Here is a 21,732-nt window from a genome sequence, read left to right on the forward strand (position 1 = left end):
TCAAGGAGCGCGAAGTGCCAGCAGCGGCCGGAGACGAGCCCAACTACCTCGTAGGGCTCAACCTGACCGATCGACGGGTGGTCGTCGTCGGCGGCGGCACCGTCGCGCAGCGGCGCCTCGGCCTGCTCGTCGCCTGTGGGGCGCGGGTGCACGTGGTCAGCCGCGCCGTCACCCCCGCCGTCGAGGCGATGGCGACCGGTGGCCAGATCACCATCGACCTGCGCGCGTACGTCGACGGCGACCTCGACGGCGCCTGGTACGCGATCGCCTGCACCGACGAGCCGGACACCAACGCCGCCGTCGTCGCCGAGGCGGAGCGGAGCCGCATCTTCTGCGTCCGCGCCGACAGCGCCCGCAACGGCACCGCCGTCACCCCGGCGAGCGCCTCCTTCGACGGACTCGAGCTCGGCGTGCTGGCGGGCGGCGACCACCGCCGCTCGGCCGCGGTGCGCACCGCGCTCGTCGAGGCCCTGCAGTCCGGTGGCGTGGTGGACGTCGCCGAGCCGCACGCGCCCGGCGTCGCGCTGGTCGGCGGCGGACCCGGCGACCCGGACCTGATCACCGTCCGCGGCCGCAGGTTGCTGGCCCGCGCCGACGTCGTGGTCGCGGACCGGCTGGCCCCGCCGGAGCTGCTGGCCGAACTCGGCCCGCAGGTCGAGGTCATCGACGCCGCGAAGATCCCGTACGGCCGCGCCATGGCGCAGGAGGCGATCAACGCCGCGCTGATCGACGGCTACAAGGCGGGCAAGTTCGTGGTCCGGCTCAAGGGCGGCGACCCGTACGTGTTCGGCAGGGGCTTCGAGGAGCTGCAGGCCTGCGCGGCGGCCGGGGTGCCGGTCACCGTGGTACCTGGCATCACCAGCGCGATCGCCGTGCCGTCCGCGGCCGGGATCCCGGTGACCCACCGCGGCGTCACCCACGAGTTCGTCGTCGTCAGCGGGCACATCGCCCCCGACCACCCCGATTCGCTGGTGGACTGGTCGGCCCTGGCGAAACTGCGCGGCACCCTGGTGCTGCTGATGGCGGTGGAGCGGATCGAGAAGTTCGCCGCCGTGCTCACCGAGGGTGGCAGGCCCGCCGAGACACCGGTGACCGTGATCCAGGAGGGCACGACGCGCGCTCAGCGGGTGTTGCGTGCCGATCTGGCGACCGTCGCGGCCCGGGTCCGCGAGGAGAACATCCGCCCGCCCGCGATCGTCGTGATCGGGCCGGTCGCGGGCCTGACCGCCGACGCGCAGTAACCTGGGCGACCGTGCCTGACTCCACTGTCGTGAAGTACCCCGTGACCACGCGAGCCTTCGGTCTCGCCATCATCGTCCTCGGCGGTATGCAGCTGATGATGGTGCTCGACGGGACCGTCGCGTCGCTGGCACTGGCCCGGATCCAGCAGGACCTCGACCTCAGCGACGCGGGCCGGAACTGGGTGATCACGTCCTACGCGCTGACCTACGGCGGCCTGATGCTCCTCGGCGGACGGCTCGGCGACGCGTTCGGACGCAAACGGGTCTTCATCGGCGGCGTGGTGCTGTTCACGGTGGCCTCGCTCGTCTGCGGGCTGGCCACCGGCGAGATCTCGCTGATCGCGGCGCGTGCGCTGCAGGGCGTCGGTGCGGCGATCGCGTCGCCGACGGCGCTGGCCCTGGTGGCGACGACGTTCGCGCCCGGCCCGGTCCGCAATCAGGCGATCGCGATCTTCGCGGCGATGACCGGCGTCGGCTCCGTGACCGGACTGATCGTCGGCGGCGCGCTGACCGAGGTGTCCTGGCGCTGGATCTTCCTGATCAACGTGCCGATCGGCCTGTTGATCATCGCGCTCGCCTTCCGTTCGCTGGTGGAGACCGGCGCCGAGCGGCTCAAGCTGGACGTGCCCGGCGCGGTGCTCGCGACCCTGGGCTGCACCGGCGTGGTCTTCGGGTTCACCGAGGGCGCGGAGATGGGCTGGACGAGCGCGCCGGTGGTCGCGGCGCTGGTCGTGGGGCTTGGCATGCTGGCGGCGTTCCTGATGGTCGAGCGCAAGGCGGAGAATCCGCTGCTGCCGTTCTCGCTGTTCCGGAACCGGAACCGGGTGGCCACCTTCATCGCGATCGCACTGGTCGGTGCGGTGATGTTCAGCCTGGCGCCGTTCGTGGCGCTGTTCGTGCAGGACATCCTCGGGTACAGCCCGCTCGCCGCGGGCATGGCGTTCGTGCCGTTCGCCTTCGGCCTCGGCGCCGCCGCATTCGTGGCGTCCAAGCTCGCCGTCCGCGTCCAGCCCCGGTGGCTGATCGTCGCGGGCACGGTCCTGACCACACTCGGCTTGCTGTACGGCTCCACGTTGGACACCTCCGCGACCTACATGGGCAACCTGTTCATGCTGGTGGTCGGCGTCGGGTTCGGTGTCGGCCTCGCGGTGGTGCCGCTGCCGCTGTGTGCGATCGCGGGGGTCGGGCAGCACGAGATCGGCCCGCTGTCCGCGATCGCCCAGGTGGCTCAGGTGCTCTTCGGCCCGATCGGGCTGGCGATCGTCGGCGCGATGGCCACGTCCAAGACGCTCTCGCTCGGCGGCACCTCCGGCGTGGCGTCGACGATGAACGCGAATCAGCTGTTCGCGCTCAGCGAGGGCTACACGACCGCCCTCCTCGGCTGCGCGATCTTCGCCGCCCTCGCCGCCGTCGTGGCCCTGTTCATCCGGTTCACCCCGCAGCAGGTCGCCCAGGCGCAGGCTGCGGAGAAGGCGGCCCAGGAGTCGTAGGCGACGCGCCTCGGAGGTGTTCCCGTGGGGACACCTCCGAGTGCGTGACCGGACGTTCGGTCAGGCCAGCTGGGCGAAGAACTGGCGGATGTCGCCGACCAGGATCTCGGGTGCCTCGTGCGCGGCGTAGTGCCCGGCGGCATCGTTCGCGCCGCCGCTCGGCCCGGCGGTGTCGTAGGAATTCCAGCTGATGATGTTGCTGTGGTCGCGCTCGGCGAACCGGCGGATCGACTGGAAGTCACCGGCGAACATCGCCAGACCCGTTGGTGTGGTGGTCGGCGTGGTCGGGTGCTCGGTGGCGTGGGCATCCTCGTAGTAGAACCTGGTCGAGGAGCCGGCGGTCCCGGTCAGCCAGTAGATCGCGACGTTCGCGAGGACGAAGTCCGCATCGAGGCCCTCGCCGAAAAGCTGTGCGTTCCATGCGAGTAGCCCGACGGGGGAGTCGGCGAGGGCGAACGCGAGGGTCTGCGGCTGCTGGCTGTGCAGCGTGTTGAACGCCATCTTGTTCGTGTGGAACCACTGCAGGTGCTCGAGGGCGGCCTGGTCGGCCTCGGAGAGTCCCTCGAATTCGGACGGATCGCCGGAGGGGAACGAGAACAGCTGGGTGACGTGCACGCCGACAACGCTCGACGGGTCTCGGCGGCCGATCTCGGGCGCGATCATCGACCCGCCGTCGTTGCCGACCGCGCCGTAGGACTGGTAGCCCAACCGGTGCATCAGCTCGATCCAAGCCTGCGCGGTGCGGTACCGGTTCCAGCCGGTGCTGCGGGTGGGCCCGGAGAAGCCGAAGCCCGGGATCGACGGGATCACCAGGTGGAACGCGGGTGCGTCGGGGGACTCCGGTTCGGTGAGCGGGGCGATGACATCGAGGTACTCGACGATCGACCCGGGCCATCCGTGCGTCAGCACCAGCGCGGTGGCATCCGGCCGTGACGACCGGATGTGCAGGAAGTGGATGTCCTCACCGTCGATCTCGGTGACGAACTGCGGGTACGAGTTGATCCTCGCCTCGAGGGCCCGCCAGTCGAATCCGTCGAGCCATCGGGCGGCGAGCGCGCGGACCCGGTCGTTCGGCACGCCGTACGAGTCGGCGACGCCCGGCAGTTCGTTCGGCCACAAGGTGCGGCGCAGCCGGTCGTGCAGGTCGTCGAGCTGGGCCTGCGGGACGTCGACGGTGAAGGGGCGGATGTCGTTCACGGCTGCTCCTAATTAGAACGGAATATTCGGTTCCGTTAGAACGTAACAGATCGGATCATTCCGTTCCAGTGTTATCGTCGGTTCATGCCGAAATCGACTGAAAGCGCAGTTCGCGAGGGCAGGCCCGGTCTGCCGGGACGCAAACAGGAGGCGGCCCGCAACGACGGAGTCATCCTCGAGGCGGCGCGGGAGGTGTTCCTGTCTGATCCGAAGGCGCCCATCACCGCGGTGGCGCAGCGGGCCGGTGTCGGGATCGGCGCGCTCTACCGCCGGTATCCGGGTAAGGAGGACCTCCTGCGCACGCTGTGTCACGACGGCCTGCGTCGCTACATCGCCGAGGCGGAGAAGGCGCTCGAGGATGCCGACGCGTGGCACGGACTGACCGGATTTCTGGAGAGGGTGGTCGACGCCGATGTGCACTCGCTGACGGTGCACCTGGCGGGGGCGTTCACCCCGACCGAGGAGATGGGCCACGACGCCATGCGTTCCCACGAGCTGACCGCCGCCCTTGTCGAACGGGCGCACGCGACGGGGAGATTGCGTGCCGACATCGTCACCCTGGATCTGGGGCTGCTCCTCGAGGGTTGTGCCGCCATCCGGATTCCGGACCAGGACCGGACCCGGCAATTGCGCCGCCGTCACCTCGCCCTGCTCGTCGACGGTCTCGCCGCGAGCGGGGATCTGCCTGGCCCGCCACCACAGGCGGGGGAGTTCGGGTCGCGGTGGAACCGGGAGGCCGGCGGCGTGTAACAACCGTCCAGTACGGCGCGACTAACAGGCCATGAAGGGGACAGGACCTGCGATGACGGTCGAGCCACGAGAATCGGCACCGCCGACGAAGGTCCGCAGTCGGTGGCGTATCGCCCTTGGAGTGGTGATCATCGCCGTCGGAGTCGTGGTGGCCGTCGTCGGCGGAGTGCTGGCGGTGGGCCTGGTGGCGCTCGTGGTTGACACGCCCGCGCTGTTCCTCGGCGCGGGGCTGGTGGTCGCCGTTGCCCTCTGCTTCCTGATGAGCTGGTGGGGATTTCGGTTGACGGGGGCGCGCCGCACGAAGGTGGGCGCGGCCGTACTGAGCGCGGTGGTCGGCGTCGCGATCGCCACGGTGGCAGCGTCGACGATTCTCAGTCCGTTCCCCGCGCAGCCGGAAGCCGACGCGCCCTCGGCCGTCCGGTACTGGGACCTGCCGACGGGGTCGCGAATCGCCTACGTCCACGCCCCGGCCGCCGAACTCCCGACCCCGAAACCGCCGGTGATCTTCGTGCACGGCGGACCGGGAACCCCGGGTGAGGGTATACCGGTCGGCGGCGCCGAGCTCGCCGCCGAGGGATTCGACGTCTATGCATACGACCAGGTGGGGGCGGGCCGCTCGACCCGACTCGACGATGTCACCGAGTACACCGTGCAGCGCCAGGTGGCCGACCTCGAAGCGATCAGGCAAGAACTCGGTGCCGAGCAGCTCATCCTCGTCGGACGTTCCTGGGGCGGATCGCTGACGGCGCAGTACATCTCAGCGCACCCCGATCGTGTCGCGAAGGCCGTCTTCGTCGCGCCGGGGGCGATCTGGCCGACCGCATTTCCCGATGGTGTGGGGGAGCCCTGGCACGAGATGGATCCCGCCCAGCAGGCCCGGTACGACGAACTGATGGGCAACCCGCGCATTCTCACCCAGTCATTGCTGATGGGCGTGAATCCCAATGCGGCGCATGCGTTCGTCCCCGACGCGGAAGCCGACTCGTGGATGCACGAGGTCGCCCTCACCGGACGCGACGGGGCCTCGTGCTCGCGCGAGGTCACCACGCCACCCCACAGCAACCCGCAGGGTTTCTACGTCAACCAGATGACGACCGCCGATTTCGATTCCATCCCGGATCCCAGGCCCGCCCTGACGCAGGCGCAGGTTCCCGTCCTGGTCATGGCGGCCCAATGCGACTTCCTGCGCTGGCCGGTCTCGCGCGAGTACCGCGACACCTTCCCGAACTCCACGCTGGTGGACGTCCAGGGTGCAGGCCACGGCGTCTCGACGGACCAGCCCGAGGTCTATACGGGTCTCCTCGAGACCTTCCTGAGCGATCAGCCCCTTCCGCTCCCGGCCTACACCTCCATGGATCCGCCGCCCGGACGCTGGACCAGCTGATTTCGGGACCGGATACGCGACATACTCGGCGGGTGATCGTCCTCGAGGAGTATCGCCGCAAGCTCGGGCCGCGCCTTCCGCGGATTCGTGACATCGCGCTGGCGGCCGCGACGGTCGTGGTCCTGGTCGGGCGGTTCGTGCAGTCGGACGACCACTCGGCACAGGCGATCTGGTTGCTGGCCATATCGGTCACCGGCGCCACGACGCTGTGGTGGCGCCGCCGGTATCCGATCGCGATCACGTGCGTCGGCATCCTCGTCTGTGCGCTGTCCGGGTCGAATCTCATGATGCTCATCGCCATCTGCACCCTCGCGGTTCGCCGCCGTGATCGATGGCTGTGGATCCTGGCCGTTGTCGGCGCGCTGACCGACGCCACCTCGGTGGTTCTCCGGCGCGCTGGGGAGGACTATCCGACCGCGCTCGGCTCGACGTTGTTCGCAGTCGCGGCCTTCGCCGTTCTCGGCGCCTACATCGGCCTGCGCCGCGCCTACCTGGACGGACTTCACGATCGCGTGCGTCAGGCGGAAGCCGAACGCGAGGCACGAGCGGCCCAGGCACGGCTGGCCGAACGCAGCCGCATCGCCCGCGAGATGCACGACGTGGTGGCGCACAAGGTCACGCTGATCGCGCTGCACGCCGGCGCCCTGCAGCTGGCCCGCGAGCCGGACGCCGACCGCGTGCACCGCAGCGCGGTCTTGATCGCCGACACCGCCCGAGGTGCACTCCAGGATCTGCGCGGCGTGCTCGGCGTGCTCCGGGACACGTCCGACGACCCCGAGCCGGAACCGCCGCAGCCGCTGCTGCGGGACATCCCTGCGCTCATCGCCGCCTCTCGCGCCGCGGGGATCCCGATCGTGGAGGACATCCGCGCGGACCTGGACCATCCGGCGCCGTCCGTGCTGGCGCACGCGGCCTATCGCGTGACCCAGGAGGCGCTGACGAACATCCACAAGCACGCGGCAGGCGCCGCCACCAGGATCACGATCCACGGAGCCCCCTGTCACCGTCTCACCGTCGAGATCGTCAACGCCGCCCCGCCGCAGTCATCGGCGACCCGGTCAATGGGCGGGTCAGGAACGGGGCTCGAGGGACTGAGCGAGCGCGTCGAGGTCGCGGAGGGCACCTTTGAGCACGGACCGACTTCCGACGGCGGATTCCGGGTGTTCGCCAGCTCGCCCTGGCCAGGCGGTCAGCCGGACTCGCCGAGCAGCTGAGCGTCCCGCGCCACCAGCGCCGCCTGCACCCGGTTCGAGACCTCCAACGCCGCGAGAATCCGACTGACGTGCGCCTTGACGGTGCTCTCGCGCATCGACAGCGTGTCCGCGATGTCGGCGTTGGAATCCCCACGTGCGACCCGGCCGAGCACCTGCGTCTCGCGCGGGGTGAGCCGCGCGATGCGCTCGGCCGCGGCCTGCGCGGACTCCGCTGTCTGCTGGTGGAACCGGTCGATGAGGGCCCGCGCCGCGCCGGGATGCAACATCGAACCGCCCGCGGCAACGACGTGGACGGCTCGGAGGATTTCCGCGGGAGGTGTCTCCTTGAGCAGGAATCCGTCGGCGCCTGCCGCGAGGGCCGAGTACACGTGCTGGTCCAGATCGAACGTGGTGAGCACCAGGATTCGCGGGCGGGACGGCAGTGCCGCGATCCGGCGGGTCGCCTCGATGCCGTCCATCGTCGGCATCCGGATGTCCATCAGTACGACGTCGACGTCACGGGACCGAACGACTCGCACCGCCTCGGCGCCGTCCGACGCGTGCGCGACGACGGACAGCTGGTCGTCGGTGGCGATCATGTCGGCCAATCCCTGGCGCACGAACGGATCGTCGTCGACGACGAGGATGGAGATCACGATGCGAATGTACCTGCGGAATCGGCTCGGGGATCGGATGTTTCGACCGATGGCCGGGCCCCACCGACTTTCGTCGGGGGTGGCGGTGCCCGGATTGCCGATGCGGCACACCGGGCGGCGCCCGCACTGTGGGTACATGACGAACCTTGCCGCCAGAGTCTCGCCGACACGATGGGGCGGTCACGCACTGTTTGCCGCAGAGGCAGGCCGGGACCTGCGCACGACGGGCGCGATCGCGCCGAGCAGTCCACGGCTGGCACGCGCGCTGACCGCGTCGATCGCGCGGTCCACCGATGCCGCGCTGTCGATCCTCGAGGTCGGTGCGGGGACCGGGGCCCTGAGCCGGGAGATCGCGGCACGCATCGGCCCGGACGACACCCTGACCTGCATCGAGCGGAACCCGCGCCTCGCCGAGTACCTCCGAGGGGCGATCGGCGTCGATCCCGCGCTCCGCGCCCGTGCGGGGCGGATCGTGATCCACCAGGCCGATATCGTCGACCTCCCGGCCACCGACCGGTACGACGCCATCGTGGTCGGAGTCCCGTTCGCGAACTTCACCGAGAACGAGACGCGGGCGATCTGCGACGCCCTCGACGGGGTACTCGAGCCCGGAGGCCGCATCACCTACTTCTCGTACCTCGGAGGTGCGGCGGTCGACCGGTTCGCCGGGGACCGGCACCGGCGACACCGCCTCGGCAGCGCGCGGGCGCTCGCCGAGTTCCGCGCGCGCTTCCGCCAGGATCGCGTGACGGTCTGGACCAACCTCCCGCCCGCATACGCCTGGACGCTGACGAAACCGGTAGCGGCCCAACCCGATCCACGTGTCGACGGCGAGAACCCCTGCGCCGAACCGATCACCGCCTGAGGGATGTCGGAGTGTGGCCTGTGGTAGCCCTCACCGATCGGCCCGAGGCCCCGGCGGTCTGGTGGTTTCTCGCGGCGATGGTGGTGACGGTGATCGGGACGTGGGGATTCAGCTCGGTGGTCTGGCGTCGGCTCTCTACACGGACATCGCACTCGAGCACGGCGCCGGGACCGCGGTGGGTGGCCGGCTTCGTCGTGTGGGCCGGGGGAGTGTGGTTGCTCTTCCACCAGGCGGCGAGCATGGGGTCCGGCAGCGCGGTCATCGTCGCAGTCGCAGCGGGCCTGTGGAGCTGCGCATACATCAGGCCTCGCTGTGAGGCGGCTACGCCGCGGTGAGCGATTTGTACCCCCATCGGGGTGAAACTCGCGCACGGGCGGCGGAGCCGCTCACGTCAGGATGATCAGCTCCCGCTCGGAGGCGATCTCGACCCGCAGCCCGGCCTTGGCCGCGACCCTGGCGACGCCCTTCACGTCGGACGGCTCCGCCCGCGAGACGACCAGCGCACGGGCGAGCAGGCCCTTGTGATGCTTGTTGAAGTGGCTGACCACCGAGCGACTGCCGTCCGGCTTCTCGGTGAGCACGGTGGCGATCACCGCAGCGGGCACCGGGCCCAGCTGCTGGTAGGTGCCCGAGCGCAGGTCCACCACCAGGCCGTCGGCCTCCGCCTCGAGCGCCGAGGTCAGCTCCGGCTTCCACACCGACTGCAGGGTGCCCATCCCGGGCAGCTTCGAGCCGCCGGACAGCCGGTAGGCCGGGATCGGGTCGCCCGCGCGGACCACCCCGAACAGCGCGGAGCCGACCGCGAGGCGGGTCAACGCCTTCGCCTTCTGCGCCCGGGTGAACGACTTCGCGTCGAGGGCGTCGAACAGCACCCCCGTGTAGCGCTCCAACGCCGGACGCGTCGCCGAGGTCCACAGCGCCGCGTTGCGGGCGATCTCGTCGGACTGCCCGGCGCTCAGCCCCAGCGCGAGGCTCGACGCCTCGACGTCGGCGGCCAGCTCGACGAGCGCGTTCACCAGCACCTCGCGGGTCGCGGTGAGCTTGGGCAGCGACAGCTCGCCCAGGTCGAGGGGGGCGCCCTTGCCGCCGTCGGACTTGGTCTCGGAGGGGGGAAGCAGCACCAGCACGAGCGGTAACGGTACCGGGCGGGGGGTCACGCACCGTGGGCCGACTATCCTGATACCCCGTGATCACCCGCCTGTCTCAGCTGTTCCTCCGCACGCTCCGCGACGACCCGGCCGACGCCGAGGTCGCCAGCCACAAGCTGCTCGTCCGCGCCGGCTACGTGCGGCGCATCGCGCCGGGCGTGTACTCCTGGCTGCCGCTGGGCCTCCGGGTTCTGCGCGAGGTCGAGCGGGTCGTCCGCGAGGAGATGGATGCCATTGGCGCGCAGGAGATCCTGCTGCCCGCGCTGCTCCCGCGCGAGCCCTACGAGACGTCGAACCGCTGGACCGAGTACGGCGCGGGCCTGTTCCGCCTCAAGGACCGCAAGGGCAACGACTACATGCTCGGCCCCACCCACGAGGAGCTGTTCGCGCTCACCGTGAAGGGCGAGTACAACTCGTACAAGGACTTCCCGGTCACCCTGTACCAGGTGCAGACCAAGTACCGCGACGAGGAGCGTCCGCGTGCGGGCATCCTGCGCGGCCGCGAGTTCGTGATGAAGGACTCCTACTCCTTCGACCTCACCGACGAGGGCCTGTCGGCGTCCTACCAGGCGCACCGCGACGCCTACGAGCGCATCCTGCAGCGGCTCGGCGTCAAGTACGTGATCGTCTCCGCGACCTCGGGTGCGATGGGTGGCAGCGCCTCGGAGGAGTTCCTGGCGGAGAGCCCGATCGGTGAGGACACCTACGTCCGGTGCGTCGAGTCCGGCTACGCCGCGAACGTCGAGGCCGTCAAGACCCTCGCGCCCGCCGCGATCCCGTTCGACGGGCAGCCCGAGGCGAAGGTGTACGACACCCCGGACACCCCGACCATCGAGTCGCTGGTCGACTGGGCCAACGGCGCGGACCTCGGCAAGACGGTCACCGCTGCGGACACGCTGAAGAACATCATGGTCAAGACCCGCGTGCCCGGCGGCGAATGGGAGCTGCTCGGCATCGGCATCCCCGGTGACCGCGAGGTCGACGAGAAGCGCCTCGAGGCGGCGCTCACGCCCGCCGAGTACGTGCTGATCACCGAGACCGACTTCAAGAACAACCCGTTCCTGGTCAAGGGCTACATCGGGCCGAAGGCACTGCAGGCCAACGGCATCCGCTACCTCGTCGATCCCCGAGTCGTCGACGGCACCAGCTGGATCACCGGCGCCGACGAGGAGGGCAAGCACGTCGTCGGCCTCGTCGCCGGCCGCGACTTCACCCCGGACGGCACCATCGAGGCCGCCGAGGTGCGCGATGGCGACCCCTCGCCCGACGGTGCCGGGCCGCTGGTCGCCGCCCGCGGCATCGAGGTGGGCCACGTCTTCCAGCTCGGCCGCAAGTACACCGACGCGTTCGGTGTCGACGTGCTGGGCGAGAACGGCAAGCCGGTCCGTCCGACGATGGGCTCGTACGGCATCGGCGTCTCGCGGCTGGTCGCGGTGATGGCCGAGCAGCAGCACGACGACAAGGGCCTGCGCTGGCCTGCCGAGGTGTCGCCCGCGAACGTGCACCTGGTGATCGCGAACAAGGACGATGCTGCACGCGAGGGCGCCGAGGCGCTCGCCGCGGAGCTGGACCGGGCCGGACTGTCGGTGATCCTGGACGACCGCAAGGCCTCGCCCGGCGTGAAGTTCAAGGACTCCGAGCTGCTCGGCGTGCCGCTGGTGGTCGTCGTCGGCCGCGGGTTCGCCGAGGGCAACGTGGAGCTGCGGGACCGCTTCACCGGCGAGTCCAGGGAGGTCCCTGCCGGGACCGCGCTCGCCGAGGTGCTCGCCGCCGTCCGCGGCTGACACACAAGACAGCAGTACCGGACCGGGCCGTCAGCCGACGGCCTGGTCCAGTGCGTCGAGGCGGGCGTCCTCCGCTGCCAGCCGGCGCCGTTGCACGTTGACGTGGGCGACCCCGGCCGCCGCGGTCGCCGCGACGACCGCGGACAGCACCCAGCCGGAGCCGGGAACGTGCTGTGAGAGGACCGCGGTGAGCGCGACGAAGCCGCGGAAACCCCCGATACAGAAGTACGCGAGTGCCCCCGCGGCCACCCAACGCGCCTGCAGCACGGCGACGTTGACCAGTGGCCTGCGCGGTTCGAGGCCCAGCTGGGAGCGCCGCGTGCGCTCGCGCACCTCGGCCCTGTCCTGCGCGGTGGCTCGCGCGGCGAGGGGGAGGACGAGCACGGCCGCGGATGCGAGGACCAGTGCGGTCTCGCCCGCCGGACCCCGCCACACCGCCACGGCGGCCAGCGTCAACAGTCCGGCCGCCAGCGCGTGCGTCCGGACCCGGGCCCACAGGTCGGCGCGCAGCGCGGGATCGCGGCGCAGCCGCCGGTAGCCGAGGTAGCCGCCCGCGGCAACGGCCAGCAGTGCGACGGCGGTGAACATCCGGAAGCGGTCCCTCGGCTCGAGTGGTGGTTCTGACACCGGATGCTCTCACACGCGTCGCCGCGCCAGGATCTACGTGGACCCGCCGCGGATCCGTGCGTCGTACGCGGCGCGACCGGAATCGATGTCAAGGAACACCCGGTCGAGCCCGGTCGCCCGCCGCAGCAGGCGCGCTAGCGGCCGCGGGAACAGCGGCCACAGCAGCGAACCGGACAGCCGGCGCGGGACGACCGCCCGGCGCCGACCGGACCGCAACGTCGCGACGACGGCGTCGGCGACCGTCTCCGGCGGGATCGGGGTGAGCAGTCGGCCGGGGTGGGTGCCGTCCAGCAGCGCGGTGTTCGTGAACGACGGCAGCACCGTCGACACGCGCACCCCGGCCGCGGACAGCTCGGCATCGGCGGCGTCGCCGAAGCAGAGCACCGCGGCCTTGGTCGCGTTGTACACGGCCATGCCGGGGGCCGGGATGGCGCCGGCGATCGAGGCGATGTTGACGATCCGTCCGCCGCCTGCCGAGGTCATCGCTCGTCCTGCGGCGCGGGTGCCGTGCAGGACGCCGCGCAGGTTGACGTCCACCGCCGCGTCGACGATGGCGTCGTCCTGCTCGAGCAGCGCGCCGAGCGGCATGATGCCCGCGTTGTTCACCCATCCCCATGGCCTGCCCAGTGCCGATTCGACCCGGGCGAGAAACGACGACACCGATTTCGGATCGGTGACGTCCAGAACGGAGCCCAGTACGCCGAGCTGCGTGGCCGTGCGGGCCACCTCGGTCTCGTCGATGTCGCCGATCGCGACCAGGGCCCCCGCGTCGCGCAGCGCGGTCGCGGTGGCGCGGCCGATGCCTCGTGCCCCGCCGGTGACGACCACCACCCGGCCCGTCAGATCCATGTGCCTCATCGGTGTTCCTCCTGCAGTTCGTCGAGTGTGCGGCGGGTGAGCTTGCCCGTCGAGCCCCGCGAGAGGTCGTCGACGAACACGATCTCGCGCGGCATCCGCGATCGGGGCAGTTCCGCGGCGAGGTACCGGCGGACCGCCTGCTCGTCGAGCGCGTCCCGACCGGCGGGGGCGTCGGCACGGACGAGATAGGCGCGCAGTCGATGTCCGAAGTCGGCATCGGGCACCGGCGTGACGGCGGCGTCCGCCACCTCCGGATGCGCGAGCAGCGTCAACTCGAGCTCCTCCGGGAAGACGTTCTCGCCGCCGGAGACGATCATGGCGTCGGAGCGGCCCGCCACGAACAGGCGACCGGCGGCGTCCAGGTGGCCGCGGTCACCGGTGTCGAGGAACCCGTCGGAATCGCTTCCCGTGGTGCCGTCGGTGTACGCGTCGATCTGGCCGGGCGTGCGGACGAGGATGCGGCCTTCGGCGCCGGCCGGTGCGCCCGCGCCGCCGTCGTCGGCGATGCGGACGACGGTGCCGCGCGCCGGGATTCCCGCGCAGTGAGGGGCCACGGCCAGGTCCTCTGGCGTCGCGATGCTGATGTACGAGGCCTCGGTGGAGCCGTAGAGGTTGTGCAGCACCGGGCCGAGCGACTCGGTGACCTGGGCGACCAGGGCGCCGTCGAGCCGCGCGCCGCCGCTCGCGACGATCCGCAGCGCGGACAGGTCGGCCGAGGCAATCGCGTCACCGAGCGCGACCAGCCGCCGCAGCATGGTCGGCACCGCGACCAGGGTGGAGCAGCGCTGCCGCTGCAGGTCCGCCAGCACCCGCCCGGCGTCGAACCGGCGGTGCAGCACCAGCGTTGACCCCAGGGTGAGGGTGAGCGTCGCGACGATCAGGCCCCAGCCGTGAAAAACCGGCGCGGACAGCAGCACCCGCTCGCCGCCACGAAGCGGGATCTTGCTGAGCAGGCCTGCGGGGACCAGCAGGGACGGGGCCTGCGACCTCGGGGCGCCCTTGGGCAGCCCGCTGGTCCCGCTGGTGAGCACCACCAGCGCCGGGGGCCGAGGCGGCCGGGCAGGCAGCGCGGCGGACTCGCCGGTCAGCAGGGCGGCCAGCGAGCTCTCCGCCTGGGCGTCCTCGGTCCAGGCGCACCACCGCGGGCCGTCGAAACCCGATGCCGCGGTGGTGAACTCCTCGTCGTAGACCAGCGCGTCCAGTCGCTCGCGGGCGGCCACCTGGGCCACCTGGCGCGGGCCGAAATCCGAGTTGAGCAGCACCACTCGGGCGCCGGCCGCCGACGCCGCGCAGAGCGCGACGACGGCATCGGCGTGATTGCGGCACAGGATGCCGATCCCCGGTTGGGGCGCGGGCAGTCGCGACCGCAGCGCGTGTGCCAGTCGGTGGGTGCGCCGCGCGAACTCGGCGAACGTGAGCTGAACCCGGTCGTCCACGAGGGCGACTCGGTCCGGGTGGGCCGCCGCCCCGAAGGCGGGAAGACCGCCGAACGGCCCGAGCCGGACGACCGCGCGGGAGCCGGCGGCCAGGGCCCGTGGGTCACGCGGCACCGCGCCCGCTCGCCAGAGCGTGCCCGCGGCGAGCGCCTCGTCGAGGAATCGCATCGTTCTCCTCATGATCGGTGTCGAATCGCCAGCAGCGCACGGGTTCCCGCGTTCATCGCGCGGAGCAAGGGCCCGCGGAATCGATCGGGATAGGCGGTGCCGATGCGCTGGGTGGTGACCGTCTGCGGCTCGGTGTAGCGGACGATGCCCTCGCGGCCGTGCCTGCGCCCGGTGCCGCTGGTGCGCATCCCGCCCATCGGCGCGCCGAGCGAGGCGATCGCGGACAGGTAGCCGTCGTTGACATTCACCGCGCCCGCGACCACCTGGGCCGCGATCCGGCGCCCCCGCCGCAGGTCCCGGGTCCAGACGCTGGCGCTGAGGCCGTAGTCGCCCTCGTTCGCGAGGCGGATCGCCTCCGCCTCCGAGGTCACCGGGTAGAGGGAGACCACCGGCCCGAAGGTCTCCTCGGCGTACACCGTCATCTCGGCGGTGACGCCGGTCAGCACGGTGGGCTCGTGGAAGAACGGGCCGAGGTCGGGCCGGGCCCGGCCGCCGGTCGCGACGGTCGCGCCCTTGGCGAGGGCGTCGGCCACGTGGCTCCGCGTGACGTCCAGCTGCCTGCGCGAGGTGAGCGAGCCCATGTCCACGTCGTAGCCGTATCCGGCGCCGAGTCGCAGCCGCGCGGTGCGGCGGACGAGCTCGTCGCGGAACCTCTCGAACACCTTCTCGTGGACGTAGATTCGCTCGATACCGATGCACATCTGCCCGGCGTTGGAGAAGGCGGCCTGCACGGCGCCGCGGGCGGCGGCCCGCAGGTCGGCGTCCGCGCAGACGATCATCGGGTTCTTGCCCCCGAGCTCGAGCGAGGCCCCGATCAGGCGGTCGGCGCAGCGACGCGCGATATCGCGCCCCGTCGATGTCGAGCCGGTGAAGCTCATGTGGTCCACCGCGTCGATCAGGGCGGGCCCGAGCCGGCTCCCCGGTCCGGCGACCACCTGCCACACGGCCTCGGGCACCCCCGCCCGCACCGCCAGGTGCCGCGCGTGCAGCAGGGTGAGCGGGGCCTGGGAATCGGCCTTGCTGAGGACCGAGTTCCCGGCGAGCAGTGCCGGGACCACGTCGCCGACGGCCAGGAACAGGGGGTAGTTCCACGGGGCGATCACCCCGACGAGTCCCTTCGGGCGGTACCCGACGCGGGCCGAGACGAGGCCGGGCACCGCGCCGAGTGCGCGCCGTTCGCCCAGGTATGCGCCGCCGCGGGCCGCGTAGTGCCGGGCCACGGAGACGACGCCCTGCACTTCGATGGCGGCGTGCACGCGGGCTTTGCCGGTCTCCCACTGCATGAGGTCGCAGAGCCGGTCGTGCTCGTCGACCAGTAGCCGCGCGAACCGCGCCAGCACCCGCCGGCGATCGCGCACGGGCCGGGCAGCCCACTCGGGCTGCGCGGCGCGGCAGGCGAGCGCAGCGGCGGCCACCGCCTCGGTGCCGGTCTGTGGCACGTCGGGGAGCGGTTCGCCGGTGAAAGGGGCCGTGGCCGAGGCGAACTCGGTGGACGGCGGCAACTGGCGCAGCAGCGCCTCGATCGACGCCGTCACGGTGTCACCACACCAGTCGGGCGAGGTACCTCTCGGCGTAGCGGCGCACCGCGACGGGGTCGGTGGTGTCGAGGCGACCGTGCGGGTGCAGGATCAGTGACATCGAGATGCGGATGAGGATCTCCGAGACAGCGAGCAGGTCGTCCTCGGGCATGGTCGCCCCGCTGTGTCGCAGCGCGGCTGCCACCCGGGCGGCCGCAACCGCGATCGGCGCTCCCTCGGTCCGCGTGGTCACCTCGACCAGCATCTCCGGTTCGCTCTCGAGGATCCGGCCGAGTAGTGGAATCTCCCGCGTGAGCGCAATGCCCCGCGCAAAGCACTCGATGAGCGCCTGCGGCGGTTCCAGGTCCCTGGCCAGGGCGTCGAGTTGATCGAAGAACAGTCCCGCCTCGCGCAGCACCAGCACCTCGACCAGCGCATCCTTGTTCGGGAACTTCCGGTAGAGGGTGCTGCGGCTGATCCCGGCACGCTTGGCCACATCGTCCATGTTGGTTCGACGGATCCCGTAGCGCTCGAACTCGTCCCTGGCGGCGTCGAGCATCGCCTGCTCCGCCGGGGGAGCGGGCGGCGCGACGGGGGCGGGGCGCGTGGTCATCGCGTGCCAGCATATCCGCGGTCACCGCGCCCGCAGCGTGACGGGCAGGTGGTCCTTCGGGACCGGCAGCGTGGAATTGTCGAGTTTCCAGGTGTAGTCCGCCGGTACCGACCACTCGTACTCGAGGAGCAGGTTGTGCATGATCGTCTTGATCTCCATCTGGGCGAAGTAGAGGCCGATGCACTTGTGCACGCCACCACCGAAGGGCATCCACGCGTAGCGATGTGACTTGTCCTCGGCGCGCTCGGGGGAGAAGCGGTCCGGGTCGAAGCGCTCGGGATGCGTCCACAGGTCAGGGTTGTGGTGGTTGACCATGCCCACCGCGCTGACATAGGTGCCCTTCGGGACGAAATGCCCGTTGATCTCGGTGTCCTCCAACGCCCGTCGAGCCAGCCCCGGCACCGGGGAGTTCAGTCGGAGCGCCTCCTTCATGACGGCGTCGAGCACCGTGAACTCGCCGAGGTTGTCGTAGGTGATCTCGCGGGGCAGCGACAGCGACTGGGCACGCGCCCGGTCCTGCCATTCGGGATGCTTGGCCAGGTAGTAGGCCATGGTGGTGAGGGTGATCGTCGAGGTGTCGTGCGCGGCCATCAGCACGAAGATCATGTGGTTGACGACGTCCTCGTCGGTGAAGGTGTGTCCCTCCTCGGACCGCGCGTGGCAGAGCACCGAGAACAGGTCGGCGGTCTCGGATGCGCGTTTGGCGGGCAGGTGCCGATGGAAGAACTCCTCGAGCACGCGTCGTCCGGCCAGCCCCCTTGACCACTTGGTCCCCGGAATGTCCTTGCGGATGATGGACATTCCCGCGTTCACGCAGTCGATGAAGGCCTTGTTGATCCGATCGGCCTCCGCGCGCGGCAGGTCCATCCCGAGGAAGATCTCCAGGGCCAGGTCAAGGGTGAGCGACTTGAGCTCGTCCAGGACGAGCACATTGTCGCCGGTGGGAAGTCGCTCGACCCCCTTGCGCAGCATCGGCTGCATCTCGTTCAGGTAGCCGCGCAGGCGCTTGTTGTTGAAGGCCTGCTGCAGGATCAGCCGATGGTGGCGGTGCTCCTCGAAATCCATCAGCAGGATGCCGCGGCGGAAGAACGGACCGATGAGGAAGCCCCACGCGGGTTCGGCGGCCAGCGCCTTCTGCTTGTTCATGGCCACCGACTCGGTGCCGTCGGCGGTGAGCGGGATGGCGAATTCGAGGCCGAACGCCTTGATGTAGGTGATGTCCCCGAAGGCCGCGCGGCGTTGGGCCACCAGCTCGATCGGGTTGCGGAAGAAGCGGAGGAGCTCGATCACGCCGGGGTCGCCGGTGCCGTAGATCGGTCGGAGGCCGCTGCCGGCCGGGGGTGCTGCCAATGCCTTGGTGCGCATGCGAACTCCTAGCGGGCGAGGCCGGTGGTGGGGGCATTCATCAGGGGGCGGGGGTCGACGCCGACCCTGCGCCAGGCCTCGTGGGCCCACGGCACGTACAGCGCGCGCAGCGGCAGCCGGTTGACGACCGGATTGATCCGGCGAGAGAAGGCCGCGAAGCGCTGGAATCGCTTCTCCTTCTTGGCATCCCAGTCGAGGTTGCACACCTCGCGCATCTGCGGGGGCAACGTTCCTACGACGACGGTCCGGAGGAAGGCGTTCAGCGGTGCCGACAGCATTCGCCACACCGGGGCCGGGATCCGCCGGGGGCCGGGTATGCCCTTCCTGATGTACCCGGTGGCGTACCCGATGGTGCGGGTCGGGACGAACCGGTCGAGCATCTGCTCCCAGTACTCGAGGAACTCCTCGTAGGTCTGCGGCTGACTGCGATCGCTGACCCCGTAGAGGCGATACCAGGTCTTGCCCTCCTCGAAGATCTGGACCTTCTCCTCGTAAGACAGGCGCCGGATGAAGGTGTCGGTGACGTACAGGACCTGGTCGACGAACGTGGCGTGTGCCCAGTAGAAGAGTTCCGGGTTGAGCGCGTGGTAGCGCGACCCGTCGGCCACGGTGCCCTTGATCGGCTTGTGGAAGTCGCGGACGGTGCGACCCCAGTGGTGCGGATCCTCGCTGTAGACGGTCTTCATGATCGGGGGCCCGCTGCGCCGGGCCCGGCCGAGGGTGTCCGAGAAGATCACCGAGTGGTCCTCGACCGCCTTGCCGAGTTGTTCGATGCAGTTCTCGGTCCCGGCGAGTCGCTGGAAGCCCAGCAGTCCGCGCACATCGCCGTAGTACTTCCAGATCAGGGAATCGGGGCCCAGTCGCGGTGAGATCGCGGTGATCTCGTCGTCGACCGGCATGGGGACGGCCTCGCGGATGGCGGAATCGAAGTCGAGCGGCATCGTGGGTTCCTGTCGGATTGGACGATGAAACAAAGTTGTCGCGCTGTGTCAGAACGTAGCATCGGAGTGACCCGCGCCACAAGGAAGGGGATTTGCTACTCGCTGGTAGGTTCATGTCAGATGCGAGCTGATCTGCGAGAGAGGGGCACGCCCATGTCCGCGAACGGACACCTTTTCAACCCGACCACCTGCGACTTCGCCGAGTTCGACGAGGAAACCCGCCGGTTGCTGCGCGCGACCGTCGCCTGGTTCGAGAACCGCGGCAAGAAGCAGCTGCTCCAGGACGACCTCGACGCGACCTGGGTGTCGGACTTCCTGGAGTTCGTGAAGAGTGAGAAGCTCTTCGCCACCTTCCAGACGCCCGCCGAGTTCGGCGGCGGCGACCCGAACCGTCGCTGGGACGCGGCCCGCAACGCCGTCCTCAGCGAGATCTTCGGGTTCTACGGCCTGGCGTACTGGTACGCCTGGCAGGTCACCATCCTCGGTCTCGGGCCGATCTGGATGAGCGAGAACACCGCCGCCAAGCAGCGGGCCGCCCGCGAACTGGCGGACGGCGGCGTGATGGCCTTCGGTCTCTCGGAGCGCGAGCACGGCGCCGACGTGTACTCCACCGACATGCTGCTCGCTCCGCAGTCGGGCGATGACGGCGTCGCCTTCCGGGCCACGGGCGAGAAGTACTACATCGGCAACGGCAACGTCGCGGGCATGGTGTCGGTGTTCGGTCGCCGGACCGACGTCGAGGGCTCCGACGGGTACGTCTTCTTCGTCGCGGACAGCCAGCACCCGAACTACAAGCTCATCGACAACGTCATCCACGGCCAGATGTACGTGAGCACCTTCCGGCTCGAGGACTACCCGGTGCGCGAGGAGGACATCCTGCACACCGGCGTCCAGGCGTTCGAGGCGGCGCTCAACACCGTCAACGTCGGCAAGTTCAACCTGTGCACCGGCTCGATCGGCATCACCGAGCACGCCTTCTACGAGGCGATCACCCACGCGCAGAACCGGATCCTGTACGGCAACCCGGTCACCGACTTCACCCACGTGCGGGCGGCGTTCGTCGACGCCTACTCCCGGATGGTCGCGATGAAGCAGTTCAGCGCCAGGGCCGTCGACTACTTCCGCAGTGCGAGCCTCGAGGATCGCCGCTACCTGCTGTTCAACCCGATGACGAAGGCGAAGGTCACCTCCGAGGGCGAGCGCGTGATCGCGCTGCTGCACGACGTGGTCGCGGCCAAGGGATACGAGAAGAACACCTACTTCCGTGAGGCCGTCGAGGTCATCGGCTGCCTGCCCAAGCTGGAGGGCACGGTCCACGTCAACGTCGGGCTGATCCTCAAGTTCATGCCGAACTACATGTTCAACCCGGCGAGCTTCCCCGAGATCGGAACCCGCCTCGACGCGGCCGACGACGAGTTCTTCTGGAACCAGGGCCCCACCCGCGGCGCGGCCAAGGTGCAGTTCCACGATTGGACGAAGGTCTACGAGCGGTTCGCGGACATCCCGAACGTGGTGCGGTTCTACGAGCAGGCACTGGAGCTCAAGAAGCTGCTCACCACCGCGGCTCCCGATGCCGCGCAGCAGAAGGACCTGGACTTCCTGCTCAACGTCGGGCACCTGTTCTCGCTGGTCGTGTACGGGCAGCTGATCCTCGAGCAGGCCGAGATCACCGGGCTCGACCGGGATCTGGTCGACCAGATCTTCGACTTCCAGATCCGCGACTTCTCCGGGTATGCCATTGCCCTGCACGGGAAGCCGTCGTCGACGCTCGCTCAGCAGGAGTGGGCGCTCGGTGCGGTCCGCAAGCCGGTGGTGGACGAGGACCGGTTCGGCCGGGTGTGGGAACAGGTGCGGGCCTACGATGGTGCCTACGAGATGACGCCGTAGCGTCGGCTGGGGGGCAGGGACGATGAAAATTACTCGGGCAGTTGTGGTGTCGGTTGCGGTGGCGGCGTCGCTGACAGGGGGGACCGCAGCGGCGTCGACCGGATCGTCGTCGGACCCGGTGGGGATCTCACCGACCTACACCCTCGGTGGCGGGGCCCTCGGGTGCGTCGGGACCGTGGACGCGCACTACGACCCGAATGCCCTCTTCTACGGGCAGAACCCGACGATCTGGGTGCGGCCGGAGTTCACCTTCGTGCCGGACCCCTTCCAGGGGGTGTACTGCGGCGTCGAAGCCACCCTGCGTTGGAAGAACCTGGACACCGGAGCGAGCGGAGTCTTCCCGGGGCCGCCGGTGCCGCTCGGCGACGACACACCGCTGTCGCCGACGGACGGCCCGTGGGTGCCGATGACCGCGGACACCGGGGTCGGGCGGATCGAAGTCCAGATCGACACGAACTTCCCGCACGTCCAGGGGCGCGGCACGATCGTCGTCCAGTAGGCGCTGTCTGTCCCGGCGGGCGGTGGGTGGATCTCTTGCCCAGTCGATGCCGTGGATCAAGGTTGAGGGCGTGACGCCCGGTGGTGATGCCGCCGGCCGTCACGCCCTTTTCT

Annotated in this window: 19 protein-coding genes; 9 read left to right on the forward strand and 10 right to left on the reverse strand. The window is 70.2% G+C overall.

What is annotated here, in order from left to right; genetic code table 11:
- The first annotated feature begins 14 nt into the window (after positions 1–14).
- Complete coding sequence (gene cobA, locus BR31_RS0101310) at positions 15–1,241, forward strand: uroporphyrinogen-III C-methyltransferase (protein WP_027499357.1); 1,227 nt, start codon at positions 15–17, stop codon at positions 1,239–1,241.
- 86 nt (positions 1,242–1,327) lie between these two features.
- Complete coding sequence (locus BR31_RS0101315) at positions 1,328–2,731, forward strand: MFS transporter (RefSeq protein ID WP_081830291.1); 1,404 nt, start codon at positions 1,328–1,330, stop codon at positions 2,729–2,731.
- Between the two features lie 60 nt (positions 2,732–2,791).
- Here BR31_RS0101315 and BR31_RS0101320 read toward each other — a convergent pair whose 3' ends face one another.
- Positions 2,792–3,928, reverse strand: coding sequence for an epoxide hydrolase family protein (locus BR31_RS0101320; protein WP_027499359.1), 1,137 nt, complete (start codon positions 3,926–3,928; stop codon positions 2,792–2,794).
- 84 nt (positions 3,929–4,012) lie between these two features.
- On the opposite strand from BR31_RS0101320, the gene BR31_RS0101325 reads away from it, so the two are divergent.
- The 3 genes from BR31_RS0101325 to BR31_RS27120 are packed head-to-tail and all read left to right on the forward strand — an operon-like array spanning position 4,013 to position 7,276.
- The gene (locus tag BR31_RS0101325) at positions 4,013–4,678 is read left to right on the forward strand and encodes a TetR/AcrR family transcriptional regulator (protein WP_027499360.1); all 666 of its coding nucleotides are present in this window, start codon (positions 4,013–4,015) and stop codon (positions 4,676–4,678) included.
- Positions 4,679–4,730: 52 nt separating this feature from the next.
- Complete coding sequence (locus BR31_RS30410) at positions 4,731–6,062, forward strand: alpha/beta fold hydrolase (protein WP_156042325.1); 1,332 nt, start codon at positions 4,731–4,733, stop codon at positions 6,060–6,062.
- A gap of 32 nt (positions 6,063–6,094) precedes the next feature.
- Positions 6,095–7,276 (forward strand): sensor histidine kinase, encoded by a 1,182-nt coding sequence (locus BR31_RS27120; protein WP_051636861.1) that lies wholly within the window; start codon positions 6,095–6,097, stop codon positions 7,274–7,276.
- Here BR31_RS27120 and BR31_RS0101340 read toward each other — a convergent pair.
- Complete coding sequence (locus BR31_RS0101340) at positions 7,252–7,911, reverse strand: response regulator (RefSeq protein ID WP_027499362.1); 660 nt, start codon at positions 7,909–7,911, stop codon at positions 7,252–7,254. The two genes, BR31_RS27120 and BR31_RS0101340, sit on opposite strands and share 25 nt — an antisense overlap.
- 136 nt (positions 7,912–8,047) lie before the next feature.
- Between BR31_RS0101340 and BR31_RS27125 the strand changes: the two genes are divergently transcribed.
- On the forward strand, positions 8,048–8,776 hold the full coding sequence (locus tag BR31_RS27125; RefSeq protein WP_051636862.1) for a class I SAM-dependent methyltransferase: 729 nt from the start codon (positions 8,048–8,050) through the stop codon (positions 8,774–8,776).
- Between the two features lie 386 nt (positions 8,777–9,162).
- Here BR31_RS27125 and yaaA read toward each other — a convergent pair whose 3' ends face one another.
- Complete coding sequence (gene yaaA, locus BR31_RS0101355) at positions 9,163–9,903, reverse strand: peroxide stress protein YaaA (RefSeq protein WP_027499364.1); 741 nt, start codon at positions 9,901–9,903, stop codon at positions 9,163–9,165.
- Between the two features lie 59 nt (positions 9,904–9,962).
- Here yaaA and BR31_RS0101360 point away from each other — a divergent pair, with 59 nt between their 5' ends.
- On the forward strand, positions 9,963–11,708 hold the full coding sequence (locus BR31_RS0101360; protein ID WP_027499365.1) for a proline--tRNA ligase: 1,746 nt from the start codon (positions 9,963–9,965) through the stop codon (positions 11,706–11,708).
- A gap of 30 nt (positions 11,709–11,738) precedes the next feature.
- Here BR31_RS0101360 and BR31_RS0101365 read toward each other — a convergent pair whose 3' ends face one another.
- From BR31_RS0101365 to BR31_RS0101395, 7 genes are read right to left on the reverse strand one after another with little or no spacing between them, the layout of a single operon-like run.
- Complete coding sequence (locus BR31_RS0101365; RefSeq protein ID WP_156042327.1) at positions 11,739–12,335, reverse strand: hypothetical protein; 597 nt, start codon at positions 12,333–12,335, stop codon at positions 11,739–11,741.
- A gap of 33 nt (positions 12,336–12,368) precedes the next feature.
- The gene (locus BR31_RS0101370; protein WP_027499367.1) at positions 12,369–13,193 is read right to left on the reverse strand and encodes an SDR family NAD(P)-dependent oxidoreductase; all 825 of its coding nucleotides are present in this window, start codon (positions 13,191–13,193) and stop codon (positions 12,369–12,371) included.
- The gene (locus tag BR31_RS0101375) at positions 13,190–14,797 is read right to left on the reverse strand and encodes an AMP-binding protein (protein WP_231496331.1); all 1,608 of its coding nucleotides are present in this window, start codon (positions 14,795–14,797) and stop codon (positions 13,190–13,192) included. Before BR31_RS0101375 ends, BR31_RS0101370 begins: the two co-directional genes overlap by 4 nt.
- An 8-nt stretch (positions 14,798–14,805) precedes the next feature.
- Positions 14,806–16,332 carry a succinic semialdehyde dehydrogenase gene (locus tag BR31_RS27130; RefSeq protein ID WP_051636863.1) on the reverse strand — a complete coding sequence of 509 codons (1,527 nt, stop codon included), beginning with the start codon at positions 16,330–16,332 and terminating at the stop codon, positions 14,806–14,808.
- A gap of 4 nt (positions 16,333–16,336) precedes the next feature.
- Positions 16,337–16,927, reverse strand: a complete 591-nt coding sequence (locus BR31_RS0101385; protein ID WP_027499369.1) for a TetR/AcrR family transcriptional regulator — start codon at positions 16,925–16,927, stop codon at positions 16,337–16,339.
- 21 nt (positions 16,928–16,948) lie between these two features.
- On the reverse strand, positions 16,949–18,292 hold the full coding sequence (locus BR31_RS0101390) for a cytochrome P450 (protein ID WP_027499370.1): 1,344 nt from the start codon (positions 18,290–18,292) through the stop codon (positions 16,949–16,951).
- 8 nt (positions 18,293–18,300) lie between these two features.
- Positions 18,301–19,233, reverse strand: a complete 933-nt coding sequence (locus BR31_RS0101395; RefSeq protein ID WP_027499371.1) for an oxygenase MpaB family protein — start codon at positions 19,231–19,233, stop codon at positions 18,301–18,303.
- A 153-nt stretch (positions 19,234–19,386) separates the two neighbouring features.
- Here BR31_RS0101395 and BR31_RS0101400 point away from each other — a divergent pair, with 153 nt between their 5' ends.
- Both BR31_RS0101400 and BR31_RS0101405 read left to right on the forward strand, forming a co-directional pair.
- Positions 19,387–21,120 carry an acyl-CoA dehydrogenase family protein gene (locus BR31_RS0101400; protein WP_027499372.1) on the forward strand — a complete coding sequence of 578 codons (1,734 nt, stop codon included), beginning with the start codon at positions 19,387–19,389 and terminating at the stop codon, positions 21,118–21,120.
- A 22-nt stretch (positions 21,121–21,142) separates the two neighbouring features.
- Positions 21,143–21,619 (forward strand): hypothetical protein, encoded by a 477-nt coding sequence (locus tag BR31_RS0101405; protein ID WP_156042328.1) that lies wholly within the window; start codon positions 21,143–21,145, stop codon positions 21,617–21,619.
- Positions 21,620–21,732 lie beyond the last annotated feature (113 nt).

The sequence above is a fragment of the Rhodococcus sp. UNC363MFTsu5.1 genome (assembly GCF_000686785.1).
In the GTDB taxonomy this organism is placed as follows: Bacteria; Actinomycetota; Actinomycetes; order Mycobacteriales; family Mycobacteriaceae; genus Rhodococcus_G; species Rhodococcus_G maanshanensis.

Bases quoted from the DNA above. Each gene is read 5' to 3' on its own strand.
- BR31_RS0101315 (WP_081830291.1), top strand. From the start codon at position 1,328: ATGCAGCTGATGATGGTGCTCGACGGGACCGTCGCGTCGCTGGCACTG.
- BR31_RS0101325 (WP_027499360.1), top strand. From the start codon at position 4,013: ATGCCGAAATCGACTGAAAGCGCAGTTCGCGAGGGCAGGCCCGGTCTG.
- BR31_RS30410 (WP_156042325.1), top strand. From the start codon at position 4,731: ATGACGGTCGAGCCACGAGAATCGGCACCGCCGACGAAGGTCCGCAGT.
- BR31_RS27125 (WP_051636862.1), top strand. From the start codon at position 8,048: ATGACGAACCTTGCCGCCAGAGTCTCGCCGACACGATGGGGCGGTCAC.
- BR31_RS0101370 (WP_027499367.1), bottom strand. From the start codon at position 13,193: ATGAGGCACATGGATCTGACGGGCCGGGTGGTGGTCGTCACCGGCGGG.
- BR31_RS0101375 (WP_231496331.1), bottom strand. From the start codon at position 14,797: ATGCGATTCCTCGACGAGGCGCTCGCCGCGGGCACGCTCTGGCGAGCG.
- BR31_RS0101385 (WP_027499369.1), bottom strand. From the start codon at position 16,927: ATGACCACGCGCCCCGCCCCCGTCGCGCCGCCCGCTCCCCCGGCGGAG.
- BR31_RS0101390 (WP_027499370.1), bottom strand. From the start codon at position 18,292: ATGCGCACCAAGGCATTGGCAGCACCCCCGGCCGGCAGCGGCCTCCGA.
- BR31_RS0101395 (WP_027499371.1), bottom strand. From the start codon at position 19,233: ATGCCGCTCGACTTCGATTCCGCCATCCGCGAGGCCGTCCCCATGCCG.
- BR31_RS0101400 (WP_027499372.1), top strand. From the start codon at position 19,387: ATGTCCGCGAACGGACACCTTTTCAACCCGACCACCTGCGACTTCGCC.
- BR31_RS0101405 (WP_156042328.1), top strand. From the start codon at position 21,143: ATGAAAATTACTCGGGCAGTTGTGGTGTCGGTTGCGGTGGCGGCGTCG.